At 43.0% G+C, this 15,689-nt stretch carries 18 protein-coding genes; 4 read left to right on the top strand and 14 right to left on the bottom strand.

All coding sequences use genetic code 11. The features are described from left to right. Position 1 precedes the first annotated feature (1 nt). The gene (locus tag BDD30_RS04870) at positions 2-436 is read left to right on the top strand and encodes a tail fiber assembly protein (RefSeq protein ID WP_015833457.1); all 435 of its coding nucleotides are present in this window, start codon (positions 2-4) and stop codon (positions 434-436) included. 49 nt (positions 437-485) lie between these two features. Here BDD30_RS04870 and BDD30_RS24615 read toward each other — a convergent pair whose 3' ends face one another. Continuing rightward, positions 486-608, bottom strand: a complete 123-nt coding sequence (locus tag BDD30_RS24615; RefSeq protein WP_015833723.1) for a hypothetical protein — start codon at positions 606-608, stop codon at positions 486-488. A 270-nt stretch (positions 609-878) separates the two neighbouring features. Here BDD30_RS24615 and BDD30_RS04880 point away from each other — a divergent pair, with 270 nt between their 5' ends. Further along, positions 879-1,139 carry a YfhL family 4Fe-4S dicluster ferredoxin gene (locus BDD30_RS04880; protein WP_015833456.1) on the top strand — a complete coding sequence of 87 codons (261 nt, stop codon included), beginning with the start codon at positions 879-881 and terminating at the stop codon, positions 1,137-1,139. 2 nt (positions 1,140-1,141) lie between these two features. On the opposite strand, the gene acpS is transcribed toward BDD30_RS04880, so the two are convergent. The 11 genes from acpS to rpoE all read right to left on the bottom strand — a co-directional run bounded on the left by acpS (position 1,142) and on the right by rpoE (position 10,572). Further along, positions 1,142-1,522 carry a holo-ACP synthase gene (acpS, locus tag BDD30_RS04885; RefSeq protein ID WP_015833455.1) on the bottom strand — a complete coding sequence of 127 codons (381 nt, stop codon included), beginning with the start codon at positions 1,520-1,522 and terminating at the stop codon, positions 1,142-1,144. Then, positions 1,522-2,253 carry a pyridoxine 5'-phosphate synthase gene (gene pdxJ, locus BDD30_RS04890; protein ID WP_015833454.1) on the bottom strand — a complete coding sequence of 244 codons (732 nt, stop codon included), beginning with the start codon at positions 2,251-2,253 and terminating at the stop codon, positions 1,522-1,524. Before pdxJ ends, acpS begins: the two co-directional genes overlap by 1 nt. A gap of 149 nt (positions 2,254-2,402) precedes the next feature. Beyond that, positions 2,403-3,128 (bottom strand): DNA repair protein RecO, encoded by a 726-nt coding sequence (gene recO / locus BDD30_RS04895; RefSeq protein ID WP_015833453.1) that lies wholly within the window; start codon positions 3,126-3,128, stop codon positions 2,403-2,405. 10 nt (positions 3,129-3,138) lie between these two features. Beyond that, a complete protein-coding gene (gene era / locus BDD30_RS04900) occupies positions 3,139-4,047 on the bottom strand; it encodes a GTPase Era (protein ID WP_015833452.1) in 909 nt (302 codons plus the stop codon). After that, on the bottom strand, positions 4,044-4,724 hold the full coding sequence (gene rnc, locus BDD30_RS04905) for a ribonuclease III (protein ID WP_015833451.1): 681 nt from the start codon (positions 4,722-4,724) through the stop codon (positions 4,044-4,046). The genes era and rnc overlap by 4 nt, the downstream gene beginning before the upstream one ends. Positions 4,725-4,893: 169 nt before the next feature. Further along, positions 4,894-5,874: a signal peptidase I gene (lepB, locus tag BDD30_RS04910; protein ID WP_015833450.1), complete on the bottom strand. Its 981-nt coding sequence runs from the start codon at positions 5,872-5,874 to the stop codon at positions 4,894-4,896. 20 nt (positions 5,875-5,894) lie between these two features. Next, positions 5,895-7,691: a translation elongation factor 4 gene (lepA, locus tag BDD30_RS04915; protein WP_015833449.1), complete on the bottom strand. Its 1,797-nt coding sequence runs from the start codon at positions 7,689-7,691 to the stop codon at positions 5,895-5,897. Between the two features lie 195 nt (positions 7,692-7,886). Further along, positions 7,887-8,351: a SoxR-reducing system protein RseC gene (gene rseC / locus BDD30_RS04920; RefSeq protein WP_015833448.1), complete on the bottom strand. Its 465-nt coding sequence runs from the start codon at positions 8,349-8,351 to the stop codon at positions 7,887-7,889. Continuing rightward, positions 8,351-9,307 carry a sigma-E factor regulatory protein RseB gene (gene rseB / locus BDD30_RS04925; RefSeq protein ID WP_015833447.1) on the bottom strand — a complete coding sequence of 319 codons (957 nt, stop codon included), beginning with the start codon at positions 9,305-9,307 and terminating at the stop codon, positions 8,351-8,353. The genes rseC and rseB overlap by 1 nt, the downstream gene beginning before the upstream one ends. Before the next feature lie 2 nt (positions 9,308-9,309). Continuing rightward, positions 9,310-9,963, bottom strand: a complete 654-nt coding sequence (gene rseA / locus BDD30_RS04930; RefSeq protein WP_015833446.1) for an anti-sigma-E factor RseA — start codon at positions 9,961-9,963, stop codon at positions 9,310-9,312. Between the two features lie 39 nt (positions 9,964-10,002). Beyond that, positions 10,003-10,572, bottom strand: a complete 570-nt coding sequence (gene rpoE / locus BDD30_RS04935; RefSeq protein WP_015833445.1) for an RNA polymerase sigma factor RpoE — start codon at positions 10,570-10,572, stop codon at positions 10,003-10,005. Positions 10,573-10,774: 202 nt separating this feature from the next. Here rpoE and nadB point away from each other — a divergent pair, with 202 nt between their 5' ends. Beyond that, positions 10,775-12,379 carry an L-aspartate oxidase gene (gene nadB / locus BDD30_RS04940; protein WP_015833444.1) on the top strand — a complete coding sequence of 535 codons (1,605 nt, stop codon included), beginning with the start codon at positions 10,775-10,777 and terminating at the stop codon, positions 12,377-12,379. Positions 12,380-12,426: 47 nt separating this feature from the next. On the opposite strand, the gene trmN is transcribed toward nadB, so the two are convergent. Beyond that, positions 12,427-13,161 carry a tRNA(1)(Val) (adenine(37)-N(6))-methyltransferase TrmN gene (trmN, locus tag BDD30_RS04945; RefSeq protein ID WP_015833443.1) on the bottom strand — a complete coding sequence of 245 codons (735 nt, stop codon included), beginning with the start codon at positions 13,159-13,161 and terminating at the stop codon, positions 12,427-12,429. Between the two features lie 152 nt (positions 13,162-13,313). Here trmN and srmB point away from each other — a divergent pair, with 152 nt between their 5' ends. After that, positions 13,314-14,660 (top strand): ATP-dependent RNA helicase SrmB, encoded by a 1,347-nt coding sequence (gene srmB, locus BDD30_RS04950; protein ID WP_015833442.1) that lies wholly within the window; start codon positions 13,314-13,316, stop codon positions 14,658-14,660. A 168-nt stretch (positions 14,661-14,828) separates the two neighbouring features. Here the strand turns inward: srmB and BDD30_RS04955 are convergent, their stop codons facing one another. Continuing rightward, positions 14,829-15,347: a DUF6622 family protein gene (locus BDD30_RS04955; protein WP_015833441.1), complete on the bottom strand. Its 519-nt coding sequence runs from the start codon at positions 15,345-15,347 to the stop codon at positions 14,829-14,831. Between the last annotated feature and the right edge of the window lie 342 nt (positions 15,348-15,689).

Genomic DNA, 15,689 nt, shown 5'->3' on the forward strand with positions numbered 1-15,689 from the left:
TATGAATGATAAAAACTACGTATTTAGCGCATTAAATAAAGCATTTTATCCGATATCATTACAGCAGGATTACATTGCAGCAGGCTCATGGCCAAATGACCCTTTACCTGTAACTGATGATATATTTAATGAATTTTCGGGAATACCTCCCGCAGGAAAAATACTTTCCTCTGGCGAAGATGCTCTCCCTTGTTGGGAAGATATCCCACCACCGACAAAAGAGGAATTGATATATATTGCGGAAAACCAAAAAGCGCAATTCATATCTCTTGCAAATGAAAAAATAACGCCACTTTCTGATGCAGAAGAACTTGATATAGCAACAGACGAAGAAATGCTATTACTCAAAGAATGGAAAAAATACCGTGTCATGCTTAACCGAGTTGATACGTCAAACGCACCAAAAATTGACTGGCCAATTACGCCATTATCGTAATTAACAAAAAGACCGGGATTAGAGTAATACCCGGTCTTTATCATTTTATTTATTCTAATACTATATACCCTTCATCTTTCAAGTTGCTGCTTTGTTGGCTGCGTTCACTTGCCGCCGCACTGCAAATTGAAATCTGTTGGGTATAGGTTGTAAATACTCTGTTATTATTCAAGCTATTTTCTCTCAAGACCTATTAACCATATAATATTGGAAGTTTTACACGTCCTTGACATATTTCCTATATAGCTAACTGAATAATAAAGTTTACCCATAAGCGTTTTCTAAGATAGAAAAAATTTCATATATTATGGTTTTTTATTGCCAGATTTGGTTTTTCAATGTAGTTTATGCCGTATAAAAATACAATAAGTGTGTAAGAGTAAGAAATTAAAACTGACGATAACACACTGGTATAAAATGAAAAATAAACTAAGTTATTAAAATGTCGTTATTAATCAAAAAAAGCTGTATCAATTGTGATATGTGTGAACCCGAATGTCCTAATCAAGCTATATCAATGGGAGATGAAATTTATGAAATCGATGCTGAGCGTTGTACCGAATGTGTCGGTCATTATGATATTCCAACTTGCCAATCAGTCTGTCCGATAAATAATACCATTATTACCGATCCAGACCGACAGGAAACAGAAGAGCAGCTGTGGGATAAATTTGTATTACTGCATCATGCAGATAAAATCTAAAATTAACTCTCTAAAATAACGGTTGCACAAGCATAACGGCGTTCATCCGCCAGTGTCACATGCAAAGACATTGCTCCCAGTTTCTGAGCCAATTCTGCTGCTGCACCATAGAGCCGCAAAGTCGGTTTTCCCAGAGCGTCATTAACCACTTCAAACTGGTTAAATGCCAGACCATTACGGATACCGGTTCCCAGCGCTTTTGCCGCCGCTTCTTTTACTGCAAAGCGTTTAGCCAGAAAACGAACCGGTTTTTCATGATACTGATATTGTTTCCATTCTGATTCACTAAGAATACGTTTTGCCAAGCGCTCACCTGAGCGCTCAACAACTCCCTCAATACGGGCAATTTCAACAATATCCGTGCCCAATCCGATAATAGCCATTAACCGCGCACTTTCCGCATTTGAGTTTTCATATCTGCTACAGCAGCAGTCAAGCCACTAAATACCGCCCGTCCGATAATGGCATGACCAATATTCAATTCATAAATTTCCGGCAGAGCCGCAATACGTTGTACATTATGATACGTCAGCCCATGACCTGCATTAACCGTCAGCCCAATACCCACAGCATAGGTCGCGGCCTTTTTAATCCGTTGAAACTCTTTTTCCTGTTCAATTTCATTTTCTGCATCAGCATAAGCACCCGTGTGAATCTCAATAAAAGGTGCACCAACTTCTCTGGCAGCATCTATTTGCTGATGATCCGCATCAATAAACAGAGATACAAGAATGCCCGCTTCAGATAGACGTTTAACCGCTGCCATAACCTTATCTTTCTGACCGACAACATCTAAACCGCCTTCTGTTGTCACTTCCTGCCGTTTTTCAGGTACCAAACAACAAAATTCAGGTTTGATGCGACAGGCGATATCCACCATTTCATCTGTCACAGCCATTTCGAGGTTCATCCGGGTTTGGATAGTTTGACTAAGTAGTTCAACATCCCTATCAGTAATATGACGGCGATCTTCACGCAAATGAATGGTAATACCATCTGCACCAGCCTGTTCTGCAACAAATGCTGCCTGAACCGGATCAGGGTAATTTGTGCCACGAGCATTACGCACTGTCGCAATATGATCGATATTAACGCCTAACAATACCTCAGCCATATTTATCTCCATGTAGCCGTATTAAATGTATACCCTTTATCTTTCAAGTTGCTGCTTTGTTGGCTGCGTTCACTTGCCGCCGCACAGCAACTTGAAATCTATTAGGTATAATAAGTTTACACTTCCCATCATGAAGGAAAACAAATTCATTAGTTTTCTTTCCCTTCCGGCTTTTTACGTACAAACTGCCGGAATAATTCACGACTTTTTAAAGGGTTACCACCAAGGTAAGGTTTCAGTGCAATACGAGTGAAACGCTTCGCTGCTTTCAATGTTACCGAATCAGGGAATTCACGGGTTGCCAATGATTTTAATTCATGGCCCGTAAAACTATAGTGATCAACCACCAGACTAGCGATAAATCCTTTTTCTTCCCTATAACGGTAGGTCATCGTATCGGTCACAGGTTCACCACTTCCTGCACAATGAAGATAATCAACGCCATAACCAAGATTTGCCAGTAACGCTAGCTCAAACCGACGTAATGCATGTTCTGGTGTGTATTCACTGGCAGCAAGAACTTGTAAACATTGCAGGTAATCAAAGAATAACGCCGGATAAGCCGTTCCTTGTTCAAGCACTCTTGACAGCAATTCATTGACATATAAACCGCTGTACAGCACGCTGCCAGTAAGAGGAAGCGTTAAAGAAATAGGATCGGCATCACGCAACGTTTTAACTACACCCCGCCCACTCCAACGAATCAGCAACGGGGTAAATGGCTGCAAGCAGCCTTTCAAATTGGAACGACGGCTGCGCGCACCTTTAGCCAACACACTGATCCGCCCTTCATTTTCAGTAAAAAGATCCAGTAACAAACTGGTTTCACTGTAAGGGCGCCTATGAAGAATAAAAGCACGCTGCCAACCGTCCACAGGCAATGCCTTATTTCAAATCATCGACGTAACCCAGGCTTCGCAGCGCCCGCTCGTCATCAGCCCAACCCGCTTTAACTTTAACCCACAGCTCCAAATGGACCTTAACATCAAACAGTCTTTCCATATCCTGACGGGCTTCAATACCAATGGTTTTGATTTTACTACCTTTATTACCAATAACCATTTTCTTCTGGCCATCACGTTCAACCAGAATCAAACCGTGAATATTGTAACCGCCGCGCTCGTTCGCTACGAACTGTTCAATTTCAACCGTAACCGAATATGGCAATTCATCACCGAGAAAACGCATAAGTTTTTCTCGGATAATTTCAGAAGCCATAAAACGCTGGGAACGGTCAGTAATATAATCTTCCGGAAAATGGTGAGTTGCCTGCGGCATATGTCCGCGCACAATCTTTGCAATTGTATCGACATTCATACCTTTCTCAGCGCTCATCGGTACAACATCAAGAAAGTTCATCTGTTTGCTGAGGAAACCAATATGTGGTAACAGAATAGCTTTATCAATCACGTTATCCACTTTATTGATAGCCAGCAAAACCGGACAACGCAGATTACGCAGTTTATTCAGCACCATTTCGTCATCTGGCGTCCAGTGGGTACCTTCAACAACAAAAATGACCAGCTCTACATCACCAATAGAACTGCTGGCTGCACGATTCATCAGACGATTAATCGCCCGCTTTTCTTCAATATGCAACCCAGGTGTATCCACATAAATAGTCTGATAAGTCCCTTCCGTGTGAATACCCATAATACGGTGACGGGTAGTCTGTGGTTTACGGGAAGTAATAGACACTTTCTGACCCAAAAGCTGATTCAGCAATGTGGATTTCCCTACATTAGGCCGTCCGACTATTGCGACAAATCCGCAATAGGTTTCTTGTTCGCTCATTCAAGCTCCAGTTGTTTTAATGCTTGCTCTGCCGCTGCCTGCTCCGCTTTGCGGCGGCTGGAGCCTGTTCCTTTAACCGGCTGTTCGATACCACTCACCTGACAGTGAATAGTAAATTCTTGGTCATGGGCTTCACCACGAACCATAACAACCAGATATGACGGCAAAGGCAAATGATGCCCTTGCAGATATTCTTGTAGCCGGGTTTTCGGATCTTTCTGTTTATCACCCGGACTAATTTCATTCAAACGAGTTTCGTACCATCTCAGAATAGTTCTCTCAACCGTTTGAATATCACTATCAAGGAAAATACCGCCGATCAGTGCTTCCACAGTATCAGCCAGAATAGATTCACGACGGTAACCACCGCTTTTCAATTCTCCCGGTCCAAGGCGAAGACATTCACCTAATTCAAATTCCCTCGCCAACTCAGCCAAAGTGTTACCACGAACCAATGTGGCACGCATCCGGCTCATATCCCCTTCATCTACACGAGGAAAGCGATGATATAGTGCATTAGCAATAACAAAGCTTAGAATTGAATCACCGAGAAATTCCAGCCGCTCGTTATGTTTACTACTGGCACTACGATGAGTTAATGCTTGTATCAGCAGATCATGCTGATCAAAAGTGTACCCCAGCTTACGCTGCAATCTGTTAATTACGATGGGATTCATGTGCTACCAAATATAGGTCAGAATTCGTCAAATAAAAACGCACACGCAACAGACCTGTACGGGAAGCCCTGACAAAACTGTTGCGTTTGCACTGGCTCCTTATCAGGAGCCAGTCATTAAGTTTGAAAGGATATTCTACACTGCGAGTAAAATTAATGCTTCGCTAATATTAATTAATTCCACCAATACGGCTAAAGCGAACTCCGGTAGGCCATTCCCCTTCCTGTTTTTCAAAACTCATCCAGATTGCTGAAGCGCGGCCAACCAGATTTTTCTCAGGAACAAAGCCCCACTCACGGCTATCAGCACTATTATCACGGTTATCACCCATCATGAAATAATGACCTTCAGGCACAATCCACATTCCCTCAGGCAAACCAGGCTGACGGAAATTCGGCCTCGGCAGTACACCCGGAATCTCTAAAATATGGTGGGTTGTCACACCCAGATTCTCAATCCGTTCACCCTGCCGCATGCTGTAAGGTGGTAAAGTTTCTTCAACAGGTATTTGAAAAACACCTATCTTTTTCAGGCTCTCACCATGGGAATTGACACCATACTGTTTCATTGTCCACTCACTTGGGAACAGTGAACCATAAGAAACCGGTAGCTCTTCCTTACAACTTTCTGTTTCACCGCAACCAGAAAAAACACGCAGTTCTTTCTTCAGCGGATCATAAATAATTTTATCACCCGGCAAGCCAATCACTCGTTTGATGTAATCAAAACTTGGGTCCAGCGGATATTTGAATACGGCAATATCACCGCGCTTTGGTTCACCAGTCTTAATCAATGTGGTTTGAGTGATAGGATCTTTCAATCCGTATGAATATTTCTCCACCAGAATGAAATCACCAATCAATAAAGTTGGCATCATAGAACCCGATGGGATCTGAAATGGCTCATAAACAAAAGAGCGCAGGATCAGAACCACGGCCAGCACTGGGAAAATGGATGAACAAGTATCTATCCATGTTGGTTTGTTAATAGTCTCAGCCAGATGCTCCTGATCCATTGTACCTTCAGTTAGCTCCTGCAATCTGGCAAGTTTCTTCTTGCGCGCTGGGGCCCATTTGAAACGATCAATACACCAAATAATGCCGGTGACTAACGTTGCTAACGTTAGGATCAGGGCAAAAGTGTTAGCCATTTAGACTCCTTACAACCTTATTAATTGTCTTTACCAACATGAAGAATGGCTAAGAAAGCTTCTTGTGGTAACTCAACATTACCAACCTGCTTCATGCGTTTCTTACCCTCTTTCTGTTTCTGCAATAGCTTTTTCTTACGGCTAACGTCACCACCATAACACTTCGCCAAGACGTTTTTACGCAATTGCTTCACTGTTGAGCGAGCAATAATATGATTGCCAATCGCAGCCTGGATCGCGATATCAAACTGCTGACGAGGAATGAGCTCTTTCATCTTCTCAACCAATTCCCGGCCACGATACTGGGCATTATCACGATGAGTAATCAACGCCAATGCATCAACTCGTTCACCATTAATTAACACATCCACACGCACCATATCAGATGCCTGGAAACGAGTGAAATTATAATCCAGTGAAGCATAACCACGAGATGTAGATTTCAATCGATCAAAGAAATCCAACACGACTTCAGCCATCGGTATTTCGTAAGTCAGTGCAACTTGTTTACCATGGTAAACCATGTTGGTCTGCACTCCACGCTTCTCAATACATAAGGTAATGACATTCCCCAAGTATTCCTGAGGTAACAACATGTGACACTCAGCAATAGGTTCACGCAACTCTTCAATATTATTCAACGGCGGCAATTTAGAAGGACTGTCCACATAGAGAATATCGTGGCTAGTCGTTTCCACTTCATAAACAACCGTTGGTGCAGTTGTAATAAGGTCGAGATCATATTCACGTTCCAGACGCTCTTGAATAATCTCCATATGCAATAGACCAAGGAAACCACAACGGAAACCAAAACCCAGTGCAGAAGAACTTTCTGGCTCATAAAACAGAGAAGCATCATTCAGACTCAACTTACCCAATGCATCACGGAATGCTTCATAGTCATCAGAACTGACAGGGAATAATCCTGCATAAACCTGTGGTTTTACTTTCTTAAAACCTGGCAGTGGTTTTTCCGCAGGTTGGCGGGCCAACGTCAATGTATCTCCGACAGGGGCACCAAGAATGTCTTTAATCGCACAAACCAACCAACCTACTTCACCGCAATCTAATACATCGCGGTCAACTCGCTTCGGTGTGAAAATTCCAAGACGATCAGCGTTATATACCTGACCGGTACTCATCACTTTGATTTTATCGCCCTTGCGCAAGGTACCATTTTTAATACGCACCAGCGAGACAACACCGAGATAGTTATCAAACCATGAGTCGATAATAAGTGCCTGTAACGGCGCATTAGGATCGCCTTCCGGAGCCGGAATCTCTTTAACTAAACGCTCAATGACATCCTGTACGCCGACACCCGTTTTAGCTGAACAGCGCACTGCATCAGTAGCATCAATCCCAACAATGTCCTCAATTTCTTCTGCTACGCGCTCAGGTTCCGCAGCAGGTAAATCGATTTTATTCAACACAGGAACAACTTCCAGATTCATATCCAGAGCGGTATAACAGTTAGCCAGTGTCTGAGCTTCCACACCCTGCCCAGCATCAACCACCAGCAATGCTCCTTCACAAGCAGCCAACGAACGGGAAACCTCATATGAGAAGTCAACGTGCCCTGGCGTGTCGATAAAGTTTAATTGATAGAGCTGCCCATCATTGGCTTTGTAATCCAAGGTAACACTCTGCGCCTTGATGGTGATACCACGTTCACGCTCAAGTTCCATAGAGTCCAGCACTTGCTCTGCCATTTCACGATCTGTTAAGCCACCACAAATTTGAATAATACGGTCAGATAACGTCGACTTACCGTGGTCAATGTGGGCAATAATGGAGAAATTTCGTATTTGCTTCATTATAAATATTTTTCTGCCTTGGTATTTCTGAATCATTCGCCTAATGGACACACAGAGGGACATAAAGCGACGGTTTATAGGTTCGGCCACTGGCCTAAAAGGCTGTATTCTACATGCCAAATCTGTGAAAACCTAGTCATGCCTGTGGCTTTAGTATGATCAGTAAATTAAAAGTTCTGTGTGATTAAAACAGATTTATTCCCGATGCTGAACACGAACTGCATCAGGAGGCAAGCCAATTTGTAAAACTACCGGCTGGTATTCCTGCTGATTATCCCAATAAGTAGCAACTTTACGGGCAAAGAAAAATCCTGAGATTCCTCCCAATATCCCGCCACAAAACACCCACAATTGATTGGTCATCCATAACTGAACAAGTGCACCACCAAGGAATAGCCCAATAAGTGGAGTCAGATAAACCAATAACGCTGAACGCAGTAAGCTTCCTTCAGGGATACCAACCTCCACTTTCTGCCCTGGTTGTAACGGCTGTAAAATATCGAGTTCGATCTGATGAACACCATCAGGCCCTAATTTGTTCAGTAAATAAGAACCACACGCAGTACGAGCCTGACAACTGCCACAACCAGAAGAAGAACCATAGCGCAATAATGCTCTGCCTTGCTGCCAATGGATGACTGTTGCCCATTCTTTGATCATCAGTTAGCTCCCATAAATGCAACACCTGCGGCAACATACTTAGCAGTTGCCAATGGTAGTTCACCAATAACAGTAACCTCCTTTGCCCCACGTGTTACACTATAAATCGTTCGGTGCCCACGACGAAGAAGATGCTCTAATTTACTGGTCTTATCCGCGTTAATCACATTCACTGAAAAACTGAATAAACCATCACTGAACATAATAGACTCGAGCGAATCATTATTCGACAGTTTACGCCGGTTGCGCGAAACCTCCGTGAAACCATCCGGCAATTTACCTACTTTCCAGTTGAATACCGCCTTCTCCGATGATGGAATGACCAACATTGGTGGCATATTCAGGCGAGTAATCACACTCATTGCATCATAGACATCCCCACCTATTGTCGAGGAAACAACCCGAAACTGCTCAAGTGTTTCACTATCACGATCAAGTAAATCAATACGTAAGGGTAAATGTGTTTCTTCGTCGATAAGTAAAATGTAATTATAACGTACTTCATCTTTGGAAATGATGCGTACAACCCGGCAAGGTCTGTCACCTATATGAGTACGACCAACATCGATGAAATTGTAGTATTTTTTCAACTGAGTGAAGTCAGCAAAAACAACCGCAGGTAAATAATCAATAATATGATCACCATTAAGACTGAAAGCATCCAATCCTGGTTCAAAATAACTGATCTCATTACCGCGCTGGACAATCTCCCTACGGGAACCATCCATCTGCATGATTTGAGCAATTGGAATACCATTGATAATGGCATGTCGATAACGAACTGAGACAATAGCTTGCGGGCTGAGATTAATAAAAGCAAGCTCATAAGTTAGAGACTGAGTGGCGCTACCCATCTCCTGCAACAAAGCCTCAGCGCTGCTAAGCTGTGCCGAGGCTTGTAGAGGAGTAAACAGGCTGCCCGCCAGCAAAAAGACGGAAAACCAGATATATTTCATTACTACTGTTGTGTTCCTAAAGATTGCGTTCCGGGAACCGGAATGGCAGTCTGTGGTGGTATTCCCTGTCCGTCATTTTGTTCAAAATGTACACGGCGATCAAGTTCATATTGTTGTAGCATGATGTTAATGCGTTTATTACGTTCCTGCACCTGCATACGCTGATCATTACCAAACATATCTTCGCCAGAAGGCACCCCCAAGCTCACTGGGGATGCAGATCCCATTATCGGCAATGTATTGAATACCGGTGTATCGGATTGATATCCAAGATCCACAGAATTATGGCTATTGTACTGCTGTACACCTATCAGTACTGCCAACGAAACACAGGCTGCAACACCCACTTGAGTAATTTGACTTCCCCAAGGACGGAGTTTTTGCCAGAACGTCGCTTTCTGCCAAGTCTCCGGCTGAGGCTGAGATTCAGGAACAGCCCCAGGGTTAAAATGAACCGGCTCCTTTTCAAGTGCCTGCGCAACCCGGCTTGCAATATCCATATGCAATACTTCAGTCACATCACCGCGCAATGTATCACGGATCAAGTGGTAATTTTCCCAGTGTTTCTGCATTGCAGAATCTTTAGACAAAATACTAACGACTTCACTATCAAGAGCTTCGCCATCCATCAGTGCGGAAAGTTTTTCTCTTTGCATGCCAAAGTACCCTTCAGTATTATCCCACTATTTTTAATTTTAAATCAGTGGTTGAATTTTATCATCAATGGCTTCCCTTGCCCGGAAGATACGGGAACGAACTGTACCTACCGGACAATCCATAACAACGGCTATCTCTTCATAGCTTAGCCCATCTAATTCCCTCAGCGTTATTGCCATTCGCAAATCCTCAGGAAGAGATTCAATGGTCCGGAAAACCACCTGCCTTAATTCTTCTGACAACATTAAATTCTCAGGGTTCGAAATTTCTTTTAGTGCGTTCGAAGCTTCATAATTTTCAACGTCATTAACATCCAAATCAGTGGATGGTGGACGTCTCCCTTGAGAAACCAAATAGTTCTTTGCAGTATTTACTGCAATACGATACAACCAAGTATAAAAAGCACTATCGCCACGAAATGAAGCTAATGCCCGATAGGCTTTAATAAATGCCTCCTGCGCAACGTCAGGAACATCACCCTGCGGAATATAGCGGGATACAAGGCTCGCTACTTTATGCTGATATCTCACCACCAGTAAGTTAAACGCCTTTTGGTCACCTTTCTGCACTCGCTCGACCAGCATTTGATCCGTTAACTGCTCGCTCATCCGAGGTTAAATCTCCTGAAGCAAAACTCCGCATTCATATTTATTAAACCAACCATTCTGTCCTGTTTCTCGAGCAAGCATGGCTTTGAGTAATAAAATTCTGCGAAGTTCAATTTCTGTCATCATTTTGTTGCAATCATAGCCTTTATCATATCTGATAGGCTAACATGATTTTTACTCATCTTCTCCAACATCATCAATTATGCAATCATTATTCTCACAACATTACAGTGATGTACTTATTATAGGCAGTGGTGTGGCTGGTCTGTCTTTAGCTTTACGACTAGCTTCACAACATAAAATTACTGTATTAAGCAAAAGTATTCTCAGCGAAAGCGCATCTTATTATGCACAAGGGGGTATCGCCGCTGTATTTGATAAAACAGATAGTATCGCATCTCATGTTGAAGACACTTTGATCGCCGGAGCAGGACTTTGCGATAAAAGTGCCGTCGAATTTATCACCAGTAACGCCCGCCATTGTGTACAATGGCTGATTGATCAAGGTGTTTCATTTGATACAGAAACCCGTGAAGATGGAGAAAAACAATATCATCTGACCCGTGAAGGTGGACACAGCCATCGACGTATTCTGCATCATGCAGATGCAACGGGTAAAGAAGTAGAAACCACACTGGTTGAAAAAGCCAAGTCTCATCCGAACATTATTGTGAGAGAACGCTGTAACGCAGTTGATTTAATTACCTCAAATAAAGCTCAATTCAATGGGAATAATCGAGTAGTTGGCGCTTACATTTGGAACCGCCAGCAGGAACAAGTAGAAACTCATCGCGCAAAAGTCGTTGTACTGGCAACTGGTGGCGCAGCTAAAGTTTATCAATACACCACAAATCCCGATATCTCATCCGGTGATGGCATTGCAATGGCATGGCGTGCCGGCTGCCGCATCGCCAATCTAGAATTTAATCAGTTTCATCCGACTTGTCTGTTTCATCCACAAGCACGTAATTTCCTGCTAACTGAAGCTTTAAGAGGTGAAGGTGCTTATCTGAGACGACCAGATGGCAGTCGTTTTATGCCTGATTTTGATGAACGTGCTGAACTTGCTCCTCGCGACATCGTAGCGCGAGCTATTGACCATGAAATGAAACGCCTTGGCGCTGATTGCATGTTTTTAGATATTAGCCATAAACCCGCTGATTTCATTATCCAGCATTTTCCAATGATTTATGAAAAACTGCTGACATTGGGCTTTGATCTAACCAAAGAACCGATTCCAATCGTGCCTGCCGCACATTACACCTGCGGGGGTATCGTCGTCGATCATCAGGGGCGTACTGACCTCAACAATTTATATGCTATCGGTGAAGTCAGCTACACTGGCCTGCATGGTGCAAATCGTATGGCATCCAATTCTCTGCTGGAATGTTTGGTTTACGGCTGGTCTGCTGCTGAAGATATCCAACAACAGATTGAAAAAATCGAAGAAGTACCAGAACTCCCCCTTTGGGATGAGAGCCGCGTTGATAATTCAGACGAACAAGTCGTCATTCAGCACAATTGGCACGAATTACGCTTGTTTATGTGGGATTACGTTGGCATCGTGCGTACAACCAAACGCCTGGAACGAGCATTGCGCCGCATTAATTTGCTACAGCAAGAAATTCACGACTATTACTCCAATTTCAGAATCTCCAATAATCTACTGGAATTACGAAATTTAGTGCAAGTCGCTGAATTAATTGTACGTTGTGCACTAGAAAGGAAAGAGAGCCGGGGTCTGCATTTCACGCTGGATTATCCCAACTTACTGCCAGAGTCAAAACCGACGATTCTGACACCTTGATCTCTGCCGGCAAAACCTACTCATAACGACACCTCAGAGTGATTATTTCAATAATAAAGATAGAAATCCGTCACCAGCTGCTGAAATTCCAGTGTGTATACACCATCTGGCTGACGGATGGTCAACTCACTGATTAAACCTGTACTTTCCTGACGAGAAAGTGCCAACAACATCCGATGCAATGGTTTACCTTTCCTATCACGAATATTAACCCGATCATGAGAAAACCAGCCTCGCTGACACGCCATTGTTTCGAATACCTCACCAATAGCATATGGTAATACCACACAGAACAGACCGTCTGGCGTGATTAGCTTTTCTGCGTCTTGCAATAACCGCTGATGAGTCAGAGAGCCAGTATAACGAGCCTGCTCCCTCGCTTCATTCCGGCAAGCAATAGCAGGCTCAAAATAAGGTGGATTACTCACAATCAGGTCATAACATTGTGAATATCGATCAGCAAAATCATTAATATCCTGATGATAAACATTTACTTTTCTTCGCCATGGAGACTGCTCTACATTCTCTTGTGCTTGGAATGCGGCATTTATATCCAGTTCCACCGCGTCAATTTTTGTATTTTTATCGGTTCGCTGTGCCAACATCAGAGCAATCAACCCGCTACCACAGCCAATATCTAAAATTGCTTTTTTGTCACTAACCGAAGCCCATGCACCCAATAGAACACCATCAGTCCCTACTTTCATCGCACATCGATCATGACCGACAAAAAATTGCTTAAAAGTAAATCCACCCCGACGCAGAGATCGTTTCTTTTCCAAATTAATAACCTACATCTGTCAGCACAAAAAAATTTCGCTATAGGATAAGGGGAATTACGTTCCGATAAAAGCGATCTGCTTCCCTGACAGTATTAATAGATGAACAATATGCCTAACCTGTTTATAATCGGCGACCCAAACAGAGGTATATAATGACTGCAACAAATTTTTCTGAACTTGACCTAGATGAACGCCTGCTTGATGCTCTGAATAACAAAGGTTACTCCCGCCCAACAGCAATTCAAGCCGCGGCTATTCCAGCAGCAATGGATGGACGTGATGTTTTGGGTTCCGCACCGACTGGTACAGGCAAAACTGCGGCCTATCTACTGCCAGCTCTGCAACATTTACTGGATTTTCCACGCAAAAAATCTGGCCCACCACGCATTTTGATCCTAACACCAACCCGTGAACTGGCAATGCAGGTGGCAAACCAGGCAAAAGAACTTGCTGCACATACCAATCTGGATATTGCTACGATTACTGGCGGCGTAGCATATATGAACCATGCAGAAGTTTTCAGTGAAAATCAAGATATTGTCGTCGCTACTACAGGTCGTCTGTTGCAATATATCAAAGAAGAAAACTTTGATTGCCGAGCAGTTGAAACGCTGATCCTTGATGAAGCAGATCGTATGCTGGATATGGGTTTTGCCAATGACATTGAAACCATCGCCGGTGAGACCCGTTGGCGCAAACAGACTATGCTATTTTCTGCTACTCTGGAAGGAGACGCTATTCGTGATTTTGCTGAACGCTTACTGAAAGATCCAATTGAAATTGATGCAGAACCATCACGCCGCGAACGCAAAAAAATCCAGCAATTCTACTATCGCGCAGATAATCTGAAACACAAAACTGCCCTACTTTGCCATTTGCTGAAACAACCGGATGTTACTAAATCCATCATTTTTGTTCGTAAACGTGAACGTGTACATGAGCTTGTAGATGAATTGCGCCAAGCCGGTATCAAAGCCTGGTACCTTGAAGGAGAAATGGTACAGGCTAAAAGGACGGAAGCTGTTAAGCGCTTGAATGATGGCAGTGTCAATGTTCTGGTTTCCACTGATGTTGCTTCCCGTGGGTTAGATATTGATGATATTAGTCATGTTTTCAACTTCGACTTACCACGTACCGCTGACGTATATCTACACCGTATTGGCCGCACGGCTCGCGCAGGTCGCAAAGGTACCGCAATTACCTTAGTGGAAGCACATGATCATCTTTTATTAGGCAAAATCAGTCGCTATATAAACGAACCTCTGAAGCCACGGACTGTTAATGAACTTCGTCCAACAACCAGAGCACCAAGTGAAAAAACCAGTAACAAGCCATCGAAAAAAGTACTGGCTAAGCGCAAAGAAAACAAAGAGAAAAAGAAAGCCGAAGAACTAAAGAAAAAAGTAAAAATACGCCATCGAGATAGTAAAAATATTGGCAAACGCCGTAAACCTTCCGGTAATCCAAGACCTGAAACTTCAACTAACAGCGATGAGTAACTCTTTAAACGGGCCGATTGGCCCGTTGATTATAATATGCAGTTTCGCATAGTAAGATTATTCTGTGAGTAAATAAGCTCTCAGCAAACGCTTCTTTATTTCTATTAATAATTTATCAGGTATACCGCATGGCTGGGGAGAACAGAGAGTATTAGAGCTTCATAAACACTATTTGTAGACGCTCTTGGTCCTGTTTCTGTACCAAGGAATAAAAAGATTTAGCGTTCCGCCCCAGAAAATACCGTCAAGCACACCATTACTAAAGCAAAAAAACAGATTAAAATGTAACGAATGCAACAACGCAAGGTGAATGCTTAACATGGCCGTAATAATAAACTTAACGATAAATGTGATAACAATCAGCGTCAGCGTTAACGAAATACCAGGACGGATGATTAAATCACTGCCTGCTTTTTCGCGTAACCTTGGTTGAGAACTCCACAAACCCCATCCCATTACAATCCCGACAAGTAAACCGGCTATCATCGCTATCAAGGCTAACTCTGAGAATGTGGCTTCATAAATGACGTTATATATTCCCCAGACCAGGAATACTATTGGTAGTAAGAAAAGACGATCAATTCGCATTTCACGATCATACAAGGCACTAATCCCGAGCCTGATGAGAAAAGCAAAAAGAATCCAAACCCATATTGGGGTATCTTTAATAATGGTGGTCAGTGACATGTTATTTATATGAACGTCCCGCTTGCAAGGACCTCCATCATTTTAACTCTGACAGATAGGTTGCAGCCTTTTAAAGCTGCGAACCCCTATGTAATCCACTGACTCACGCCTTATTTCTCCGACAAGCTTTAAGCTCAGAATAACATTCAGGTTTGGGGAGTCCCGGTCTTACCTGTCGTTGTTATCACGCTGGCTGCCAAAGCAACCTTTCTGCATTCACCCTTTTGTTAAAAATTAATGTTTGTCTGTATCAGTGATTAATATGGTCTGACACTGACGTAATCTTTAGAACCGGACGTACAGAACTACCGCATCCGGCTCCCAACAAATCCGTGTCCCCAC

Origin of the sequence: Photorhabdus asymbiotica, assembly GCF_003634575.1 — a bacterium.
Taxonomy (GTDB): domain Bacteria; phylum Pseudomonadota; class Gammaproteobacteria; order Enterobacterales; family Enterobacteriaceae; genus Photorhabdus; species Photorhabdus asymbiotica.

Bases quoted from the DNA above. Each gene is read 5' to 3' on its own strand.
- BDD30_RS04870 (WP_015833457.1), top strand. From the start codon at position 2: ATGAATGATAAAAACTACGTATTTAGCGCATTAAATAAAGCATTTTAT.
- BDD30_RS04880 (WP_015833456.1), top strand. From the start codon at position 879: ATGTCGTTATTAATCAAAAAAAGCTGTATCAATTGTGATATGTGTGAA.
- acpS (WP_015833455.1), bottom strand. From the start codon at position 1,522: ATGGCTATTATCGGATTGGGCACGGATATTGTTGAAATTGCCCGTATT.
- pdxJ (WP_015833454.1), bottom strand. From the start codon at position 2,253: ATGGCTGAGGTATTGTTAGGCGTTAATATCGATCATATTGCGACAGTG.
- era (WP_015833452.1), bottom strand. From the start codon at position 4,047: ATGAGCGAACAAGAAACCTATTGCGGATTTGTCGCAATAGTCGGACGG.
- rnc (WP_015833451.1), bottom strand. From the start codon at position 4,724: ATGAATCCCATCGTAATTAACAGATTGCAGCGTAAGCTGGGGTACACT.
- lepB (WP_015833450.1), bottom strand. From the start codon at position 5,874: ATGGCTAACACTTTTGCCCTGATCCTAACGTTAGCAACGTTAGTCACC.
- lepA (WP_015833449.1), bottom strand. From the start codon at position 7,691: ATGAAGCAAATACGAAATTTCTCCATTATTGCCCACATTGACCACGGT.
- rseC (WP_015833448.1), bottom strand. From the start codon at position 8,351: ATGATCAAAGAATGGGCAACAGTCATCCATTGGCAGCAAGGCAGAGCA.
- rseB (WP_015833447.1), bottom strand. From the start codon at position 9,307: ATGAAATATATCTGGTTTTCCGTCTTTTTGCTGGCGGGCAGCCTGTTT.
- rseA (WP_015833446.1), bottom strand. From the start codon at position 9,963: ATGCAAAGAGAAAAACTTTCCGCACTGATGGATGGCGAAGCTCTTGAT.
- rpoE (WP_015833445.1), bottom strand. From the start codon at position 10,572: ATGAGCGAGCAGTTAACGGATCAAATGCTGGTCGAGCGAGTGCAGAAA.
- nadB (WP_015833444.1), top strand. From the start codon at position 10,775: ATGCAATCATTATTCTCACAACATTACAGTGATGTACTTATTATAGGC.
- srmB (WP_015833442.1), top strand. From the start codon at position 13,314: ATGACTGCAACAAATTTTTCTGAACTTGACCTAGATGAACGCCTGCTT.
- BDD30_RS04955 (WP_015833441.1), bottom strand. From the start codon at position 15,347: ATGTCACTGACCACCATTATTAAAGATACCCCAATATGGGTTTGGATT.